At 47.6% G+C, this 653-nt stretch carries 1 protein-coding gene; it reads right to left on the bottom strand.

Annotated features, from left to right (window positions below; genetic code table 11):
* Positions 1-363 precede the first annotated feature (363 nt).
* Positions 364-653 (bottom strand): transposase (locus tag AB4623_RS24055; RefSeq protein ID WP_372147527.1); only part of this gene is annotated, 290 nt, incomplete at its 5' end.

Below are 653 nucleotides of genomic sequence, written 5' to 3'. Positions count from 1 at the left end.
GCTTATTATCCATACAAGCATTTAAGAGTGATTCGCAACGCTTGGCGCTTTCGCTTCGCTCAAGTATAGCCAAGCGCTGCTCACACCTTAATGCGGCTACATGGATTCCCCCGGTTGTCAAACATCCGCTAAACTTATGTTGATGGGTTTTGGACTGCCGCTCTACATTCGGCCTACTTATCGACGATTCGCATACGTCGTGGCCCTGATGACTTTGCGCGACTGCGGTGCCTTATTCGTTAGATGACATCTAGTGTGTCCGCCGCATTAACAGGCTCTCCGCAAGTGGTCTTAACCTATCTCCATCATTAGCGTCTGCAATGACCCGGTGGGTTTAACTCTCTATGCTGCTTAGGTTTCTACTTAAGCAGCATAGTTTTCATATTCTGTTTGATTGTGTAAAAGCGACCATATAATTCGTGCGTTCTTCGCGGCCAGTGCCACTATTGCTCGGTTCATTCCTCTTCGTTCTAGAACGCCGCGACACCACTGACTTAACTTATCTTGCTTGTCGCCAAGGTTGGCAATCACGGTCCTTGCGCCATGAACTAATAGTGTTCGTAAGTATTTATCACCGTGTTTGGTTATTCGGCCTAAGCGAGGTTTTCCTCCTGTGGAATATTGCTTTGGTACGAGTCCTAGCCAAGCAGAGA

The organism is Vibrio sp. 10N.222.52.C12, from assembly GCF_041474215.1.
GTDB classification, from domain to species: Bacteria; Pseudomonadota; Gammaproteobacteria; order Enterobacterales; family Vibrionaceae; genus Vibrio; species Vibrio crassostreae_C.
The sequence above is the reverse complement of the archived record's forward strand: the minus strand, read 5'-3'. Positions and strand labels throughout refer to the sequence as shown.